The 7,271-nt window shown below is 65.5% G+C and carries 6 protein-coding genes; 5 read left to right on the top strand and 1 reads right to left on the bottom strand.

What is annotated here, in order from left to right; translation table 11 throughout:
- The first annotated feature begins 78 nt into the window (after nt 1-78).
- A complete protein-coding gene (locus tag ACP159_RS08630) occupies nt 79-2,658 on the top strand; it encodes an ATP-binding protein (RefSeq protein ID WP_425099269.1) in 2,580 nt (859 codons plus the stop codon).
- A 2-nt stretch (nt 2,659-2,660) separates the two neighbouring features.
- Here the strand turns inward: ACP159_RS08630 and ACP159_RS08635 are convergent, their stop codons facing one another.
- Nucleotides 2,661-3,161 carry a MarR family winged helix-turn-helix transcriptional regulator gene (locus ACP159_RS08635; protein WP_425099270.1) on the bottom strand — a complete coding sequence of 167 codons (501 nt, stop codon included), beginning with the start codon at nt 3,159-3,161 and terminating at the stop codon, nt 2,661-2,663.
- A 290-nt stretch (nt 3,162-3,451) separates the two neighbouring features.
- Between ACP159_RS08635 and ectA the strand changes: the two genes are divergently transcribed.
- From ectA to ACP159_RS08655, 4 genes are all read left to right on the top strand, one after another.
- A complete protein-coding gene (gene ectA, locus ACP159_RS08640; protein WP_425099271.1) occupies nt 3,452-3,982 on the top strand; it encodes a diaminobutyrate acetyltransferase in 531 nt (176 codons plus the stop codon).
- Nucleotides 3,983-4,056: 74 nt separating this feature from the next.
- Nucleotides 4,057-5,328: a diaminobutyrate--2-oxoglutarate transaminase gene (gene ectB, locus ACP159_RS08645; RefSeq protein WP_425099272.1), complete on the top strand. Its 1,272-nt coding sequence runs from the start codon at nt 4,057-4,059 to the stop codon at nt 5,326-5,328.
- Nucleotides 5,329-5,334: 6 nt separating this feature from the next.
- The gene (locus tag ACP159_RS08650; protein ID WP_425099273.1) at nt 5,335-5,739 is read left to right on the top strand and encodes an ectoine synthase; all 405 of its coding nucleotides are present in this window, start codon (nt 5,335-5,337) and stop codon (nt 5,737-5,739) included.
- Nucleotides 5,740-5,797: 58 nt separating this feature from the next.
- Nucleotides 5,798-7,222 carry an aspartate kinase gene (locus ACP159_RS08655; RefSeq protein WP_425099274.1) on the top strand — a complete coding sequence of 475 codons (1,425 nt, stop codon included), beginning with the start codon at nt 5,798-5,800 and terminating at the stop codon, nt 7,220-7,222.
- The last annotated feature ends 49 nt before the right edge of the window (nt 7,223-7,271 follow it).

Raw genomic sequence — 7,271 nt, forward strand, 5'->3', positions numbered from 1 at the left:
CGCGGCGGTGGCCGGCCCCTCCGCACCCCCTGTTCAGAGGTTTTCCCTACGCATGCCACTCCGCCCGCAAGCCCGCAGATGACCGGAAATCCGAAGGACCAGATCCGCCTCGCACCCAGCGTGAAACCGGCACTCGCGGCGATGCTGCTCGTTCTGTTCATGGCGCTGATCGGGTTTCTCGGGCTGCACGTCACGCGCCAGCTCACCCGGCTGGAAAATGCCGCGTCGGAGTCCGTGTTGTGGGCGCTGACCCAGGCGGAACTGGAATCCAGCCGCCTTGAAGCCGCCACGCTGCACGCCATGGTTCATCCGGAGCAGTCTCTCGAAGAGCTGCGCGTCCGGTTCGACGTCTATTACAGCCGAATGGCCATCGTGCGGGACAACGAGAACTACATCGTCCTGCGCGATACGCCGGAGACCCGGGAGGCCCTCGATCACATTCTCGACTTCTTCGAGACCTGGATACCGTTGATCGACGGACCGGACGCCGCGCTTGCCGCAAGCCTGCCGGCGCTGTCGGAGGCCACGGCGGAGATGCGGGCGCAGACCCGTCTGCTGTCGATCGACGGCGTCACCCGAAACGCGGTGCGCAGCTCCGAGCAGCGCGCGAGCCTCGCCAGCACGCTGACCTCGATCGCCTGGCTCACCGCACTGCTCATCGCCGTGTTGCTGGGCCTGTTGGTCACTTTGTTCCGGCTCGCCCGCCTGCGCGAGGCGCAGTCGAGCCGCAACCAGGCGATGCGGCGGCGGCTCGAAACCATCATCAGCACATCGCTCGACGCGATCATCGTCACCGATCGCCAGGGCCGGATCGTCGAGTACAACGGTGCCGCCGAAGGCATCTTCGGGTATAGCCGCACCGAGGCGCTCGGCGCACGCGTCACCGACCTGATCATCCCGCCGGAACATCGCAGCGACCAGCAGCAGGCGCTGAACGCCTACCTGGACGGGCTCCCCGAGGAGCGGCGCAGCCGCTTCGTCGCCGGGATCGAGGCGATGCGCAAGAATGGTGACCGCTTCCCAGTGGAAACCTCCATCGCCAGCGCCCGCACCGCGGAAGGCGAGCGCATCGTCTCCTTCCTGCGCGACATCTCCGACCGCAAGGCCGCCGAGACCGAACTGCGCGAGGCGCGCGACCGCGCCATCGCCGGCGAGCGCTCCAAGGCCCGCCTCCTCGCGGTGATGAGCCACGAGATGCGCACGCCCCTCAACGGCATTCTCGGCACGCTCGACCTGATGGGCACGCGCGATCTGAACCCGGGTCAGTCGCGTTATCTCACCATCGTGCGCAACTCCGCCAAGATGCTGCTCGACCAGGTCAATGACGTTCTCGATCTCTCGCGGCTCGATGCGCAGAAGATGCAGACCGACAAGCGGCACTTCGACCTCGTGGCGCTGGCCACCGAGGTTGTCGAAAGCCAGGTCGGCGCCGCCGCCGCCAATGGCAATGTGCTGACCCTGACCCCGCCAAGTCCGCTGCTGCACGACGTCTGGACCGATCCGGACCGGCTGCGGCAGATCCTGCTGAACCTGCTCAGCAACGCCATCAAGTTCACGCACGGCGGCCGCGTCACGCTGGAAATCGACTGTACCGCGGGGCTGGACGAGGTCGAGTTCCGCGTCTTCGACACCGGCATCGGCATCGCGGAGGAGGACCTCGACCGGATCTTCGGCGATTTCGTCACGCTCGATACCTCCTACCAGCGCACCAACAAGGGCACGGGGCTCGGGCTTGGCATCGCCCGCCGCCTGACCCGCGCCCTGGGCGGCGAGATCGGCGCGGAGAGCGAGCCCGGGGATGGCTCGATCTTCTGGGTCAGGCTGTCACTCACGCCCCCACGGGACGAAATCGACTCCGGCGAAGCCTCGGAAACGGAGGATGCTCCGCACCCGGCCGCCGGGCCAGCCATGAGCGCCTTGATCGTCGAGGACAACGCGATCAACCGGCTGATCCTGCGGCGGATGCTGGAAAAGGACGGCCATGCGGTGACCGAGGCTTTCGACGGAGCGGAAGGTGTGGCGAAAGCGGCGCGGAGGCGCTTCGACGTGATCTTCATGGATATTTCCATGCCGGGCATGGACGGTCTGGAGGCAACGCGGCACATCCGCGAGACCTGCCCGCTGAACGCGCAGACCCGCATCATCGCCACCACGGCGCACGCCCTCCCCGAGGAACAGGAGGCCTTCCTCGCGGCGGGCATGTGCGGGGTGTTGCTCAAGCCTCTGACCCGGCAGGCGCTGCGACAGGTGCTGGCGCAGAGTGGTGTGCCAGCCATGCCGGACAGTCCCCTGTCGCCGGCGCCCCTGGTCGATCCGGAGAACCTCGCCACCCTGAAGGACCTGCTGAACGAAGCGGAACAGGCCAAGCGGCTGCACCGATTCATCGACGAGATCGAGGGTTTTCTGGCCGCGCCGCACGGGCAGGAGGACCCCGCCACTCTCGCGATGGAGGCACATCGCCTCTCGGGCTCGGCCGGGCTGTTCGGCGCCCTGAGACTGGCCCGGGTTCTGCAGACGCTGGAAACCGGAGCCGCGGTGGCCGATGATGCCGGGAGGCAGGCGCTGTGCGAGGCGGTGCGCAGCTGTTGGCAGGACACCCGCCCGGTGCTCGAACGGGAAACCGCCGGGGACTCCTCTGCGCGCGACGCCGCGGAATAGTCTCAGCGCCGCCCCTCGACCTCCGGTGCGACCGGCGCGACGATCTCGCCCACGGAGAGCACCGGGCTGGCGTCGATGTCATCGGCGTCGAGCATGGCCGCGACCTTTTCGAGAATCGCCACGATCATCGCCTGCTCGTAATCCTCCAGCGCCTCGAACTGACGCACGTAGCGTTGTTGCAGGGCGTCCGGTGCACCGCCGAGCCGTGCGCGGCCCTCCTCGGTGATGTGCAGGTCGGTCTGTCGGCGGTCGACCTCGGACCGCCTGCGCTCCAGCACGCCCGCCTTTTCCAGTTTCTTGATCAATGCGGAAATCGTCGCCTGCGTCACACCCATGCGCGTGGCGATGGCGGTCGGCGTGGCAAAGCCGGTCTCCGCCACGATCTGGAGCACGCGCAGCTGCACGGCCGTCAGCCCCGCCTCGTGGGCGAGTTTGCGGCCGTAGAGTTCGGTTGCGCGCAGGATGCGGCGGATGGCGACAAGGCTTTCGTCAGTGCGGTCCACGATCAACTCCGGTTCGGGAAACCCCAGACTACTGCGGGACGTGGCCCGGCGACACCCGGACGAGGACGTTTTCTTCAACTGTACATTCATGACCGAATATACTTAGCATTACCAAGTAAAAACTTCAACGGCGCGAAGAATAATCCCCTGACGTTGTAACCTGCGCAACTTTCTTCCCCTATTTTTCATAGACTTAAACTAGACACGCGTTTGAGAACCGGTCGCGGCGGTTGAAGTCATAAGGCTAAGCAATATACTTAGCACAACGAAGCAATACCGAGAGGCCATCCGTGAGAGACCTGTCTGACACCGCGCCGAAAGGCACCCTGACCTTCCGCAAGCCCGTCCGCGAGGACGGGGCGGCGATCTGGTCGCTGATCGGCGACTGCAAGCCGCTGGACGAGAATTCCATGTACTGCAACCTGTTGCAGGCCGACCATTTCCGCGACACCTGTATCGTGGCGGAGATGGACGGCGAGATCGTCGGCTGGGTCTCCGGCTACCTGCTGCCGCATGATGCCGAGACGCTCTTTGTCTGGCAGGTTGCGGTGTCCGAGACCGCGCGCGGGCGCGGCGTCGGCGGGCGCATGCTCTCGGCGCTGTTCGAGCGCGTGGAAAAAGACGGCGTGCGCCGCATCCAGACCACGATCACCCGCGACAACGACGCCTCCTGGGCGTTGTTCACCGGGTTCGCCGATCGTCAGGACGCGCTCATCAGCGACGAGGCGCATTTCACCCGCGACACGCATTTCGACGGCAACCATGACACCGAGCACATGGTGACCATCGACATGCCCGCCGCCCTGCGCCGCGTCGCCTGATCCCCTCTCCCTCTCCAATTCGGGCTGTGCCGCACTCCGGCGCGCCCCTCTCTCTTGTGAAGCGAGGTTTCCAAATGACCAACGACATCTACACCCGCCGCGAAAGCGAAGCGCGCAGCTACTGCCGCAGCTTTCCAACCACCTTCACCCGCGCCAAGGGTTCCGAACTTTGGGACGCGGAGGGCAACCGCTACATCGACTTCCTCGCCGGCTGTTCGTCCCTGAACTATGGCCACAATGACGACGACATGCAGGCGGCGCTGATCGACCACATCCAGTCGGACGGCATCACCCATGCGCTCGACATGCATACCGAAGCCAAGACCGCCTTCCTGACCGCCTTCGAGGAGATCATCCTCAAGCCGCGCAACATGCAGCACAAGGTCATGATGACCGGCCCGACCGGCACCAACGCCGTCGAGGCCGCCATCAAGCTGGCCCGCAAGGTCACCGGCCGCCAGAACGTCATCAGCTTCACCAACGGCTTCCACGGGATGACCCTCGGGGCGCTGTCGCTGACCGGCAATGAAGGCAAGCGCGGCGGGGCCGGTACGGCGCTCGGCGATGTCACGCACCTGCCCTTCGAAGGCTCGCTGGGCGACGTCGACACGCTGGAGGTCATCGAGCAGATGCTGGACAACCCGTCCAGCGGCATCGACGCCCCCGCCGCCTTCATCTTCGAGCCGATCCAGGGCGAAGGCGGCCTCAACGCCGCGTCCGACGCCTGGATGCAGGGCATCGAACGGCTTGCCCGCAAGCATGGTGCACTGCTGATCGCCGACGACATCCAGGCGGGCTGCGGCCGCGCGGGCACCTTCTTCAGCTTCGAGAAATCCGGCATCTCGCCGGACATGATCCCGCTGGCGAAATCCTTCTCGGGCATGGGCCTGCCCTTCGCAGCGCTGCTCTTGAAGCCGGAACTCGACATCTGGAAGCCCGCGGAGCACAACGGCACGTTCCGTGGCAACACCCACGCCTTCGTCACTGCCCGCGTGGCGCTGGAGAAGTTCTGGAAGACTGATGCCTTCGAAAAGGAGCTTGCCGAGCGGGCCGAACAACTGACCGCCGGGCTGCAGGCTGTCGCGGACCAGATCCCCGGTGCCACCCTCAAGGGGCGTGGCCTGATGCAGGGTGTCGACGTGGGCAGCGGCACGCTTGCCTCCGACATCTGTGCACGTTGCTTCGAGAAGGGCCTCGTGATCGAGACATCCGGCGCCCATGACGAGGTGGTCAAGGTGCTCGCGCCGCTGACAACATCCGAAGAACTTCTGCGCGAAGGTCTCGTGACCCTCCTTGCCGCCACCGAGGAAGCCACGCATCAGACAACCCTTATGGCAGCGGAGTAACAGACAATGATTGTACGCGATTTCAATGACATCGTCGCCTCCGAGAAAAGCCGTGTCGTCTCCGATGCCAAATGGACCTCCGTCCGCATGCTGCTGGCGGACGACGGAATGGGCTTTTCCTTTCACATCACCTTTCTCGAGGCCGGCTCGGAGCACACCTTCGAGTACAAGAACCACTTCGAGAGCGTCTATTGCATGCAGGGCTCGGGTTCGATCACCGATCTCGCCACCGGCGAGACCCACGCCATCAAGCCCGGCGTCATGTATGCCCTCGACAAGCACGACCGCCACGTCCTGCGGGCCGACGAAGAGCTGGTCATGGCCTGCTGCTTCAACCCGCCGGTGACCGGCAAGGAAGTGCACCGGGAGGACGGCAGCTACGCCGCGCCCGAAGACCTCGAAGACGCCTGACTTGCGCGGGGGCCCGCGTGGCCCCCGCTCTCCCACGAGCCCCAAAAGGACTCCTGCCATGAATTTCCAGAGCCACACCGTTGAAAAGATCGGCGGCACGACGATGAGCCGCCTGAACGAGCTGCTCGAGCCGCTGTTCCGCGTCTCCAAGCCGGATTACAACCGCATCTTCGTCGTCTCCGCCTTTGGCGGCATCACCGACCTGCTGCTCGAACACAAGAAATCCGGAAAACCCGGGGTCTACGGCCACTTTGCCGACGAAACCGAGGGCCACAGCTGGCACGACGCGCTGTCCAAGGCAGAGAACGCCATGCGGGCCGCCCAGGAGGCGGTGCTCGATCATCCCGGCGACCGCAGCGATGCCCGCGATTTCCTGCGCGAGCGGATGGAGGGCGCGCGCTCCTGCCTTATCGACCTGCAGCGGCTGTGTTCCTACGGGCATTTCCGCCTCTCGCAGCACATGAGCCTGACCCGCGAACTGCTCTCCGGGCTGGGCGAGGCGCATTCCGCCTTCGTCACCGTCCTGCGACTGCGCCGCGCCGGTGTGAACGCGCGGTTCGTCGACCTGTCCGGCTGGCGCGACGACCGGGAGATGTCGCTTGACGAGCGTATCGCGGACGGCCTTGCCGACGTGGACCTTGCAGGCGAGATGCCCATCGTCACAGGCTATGCGCAATGCGCCGAGGGCCTGATGAACCGCTTCGACCGCGGCTACTCCGAGGTGACCTTCAGCCAGATCGCCGCCCTGACGAAGGCCCGCGAGGCGATCATCCACAAGGAATTCCACCTCTCCTCCGCCGATCCGAAACTGGTTGGTGCGGAGAATGTGCGCAAGCTGGGGCACACGAACTACGACGTGGCGGACCAGCTGGCGAACATGGGCATGGAAGCCATCCACCCGACCGCCGCCAAGGCGCTGCGCCAGGCGGAGGTGCCGCTGCGCGTGACCAACGCCTTCGAACCGGAAGACCCCGGCACGCTGATCGACGAGGCCGAGGCCGAGAAGGGCGTGGCGGAGATGGTCACCGGGCTGGAGGTCTATGCGCTGGAGTTGTTCGAACAGGACATGGTCGGCGTCAAGGGCTACGATGCGACGACGCTGGACCTCCTGCACCGCTTCGACATCCGCATCGTTTCGAAGACGTCGAATGCCAACACGATCACGCATTACCTCGACGCGCCGCTGTCGCGCATCCGGGAGCTGGTTTCGGAACTGAACAGCGTCTATCCGAATGCCGACGCCCACATCCGCAGCTGCGCCATCGCCTCGGTCATCGGCCGCGACCTGCGCGGGCTGCATGTTCTCGAACGCGGTCTCGGGGCGTTGCGCGAGGCGGGGGTGGACGTGATCAGCGCCCACCAGACGACGCGTACCGTCGACGCGCAGTTCGTCATCCCGCGCGAAGCCTTCGACATCAGCGTGCAGACCTTGCACGGGACCTTCATGGGCAAGGCGGACGTGGCGCTGAAATCCGCAGCGTAACGCGGGACAGGAGATTTCGGATTGCTGCGCAATCCGACCGGCGGGGGGG

The sequence above is a fragment of the Tropicibacter sp. S64 genome (assembly GCF_049803835.1).
Classification (GTDB): domain Bacteria; phylum Pseudomonadota; class Alphaproteobacteria; order Rhodobacterales; family Rhodobacteraceae; genus Pacificoceanicola.

Coding starts and splice junctions, on each gene's coding strand:
- ACP159_RS08630 (WP_425099269.1), top strand. CDS start 79: ATGACCGGAAATCCGAAGGACCAGATCCGCCTCGCACCCAGCGTGAAA.
- ectB (WP_425099272.1), top strand. CDS start 4,057: ATGACCAACGACATCTACACCCGCCGCGAAAGCGAAGCGCGCAGCTAC.
- ACP159_RS08650 (WP_425099273.1), top strand. CDS start 5,335: ATGATTGTACGCGATTTCAATGACATCGTCGCCTCCGAGAAAAGCCGT.
- ACP159_RS08655 (WP_425099274.1), top strand. CDS start 5,798: ATGAATTTCCAGAGCCACACCGTTGAAAAGATCGGCGGCACGACGATG.